A 291-nucleotide genomic window follows, 5' to 3' on the forward strand; every position below is an offset into this window, starting at 1 on the left:
TCTGCCAGCTTGACGAGTTCAGGATCGGGTTTTTCTCTTTTGTTGCGTTTCGCTACGGTCATCTGTGCTCCTGTTGCTGACAGTTTCCTGCCAAATGACCGTTTACACAAAAATTTTTACACCCTCCCAGTTCACCGCGACAGCGTTCACCGACGCCGTGCTCAGCAGGGGCATCCGCCTGTCCATGGATGGCAAAGGCGCCTGGCGCGACAACGTATTCGTCGAACGCGTGTGGCGCAGCGTGAAATATGAAGAGGTGTATCTGAAAGCCTATGAATCAGTCAGCCATGC

General features: G+C 53.3%; 1 pseudogene. It reads left to right on the plus strand.

Annotated elements, in window-relative coordinates:
- Window positions 1-124: 124 nt before the first annotated feature.
- Window positions 125-291, plus strand: a pseudogene (locus F6X42_RS43210) (IS3 family transposase); the annotation flags it as partial.

The organism is Paraburkholderia podalyriae, assembly GCF_014397785.1.
Taxonomy (GTDB): Bacteria; Pseudomonadota; Gammaproteobacteria; order Burkholderiales; family Burkholderiaceae; genus Paraburkholderia; species Paraburkholderia podalyriae.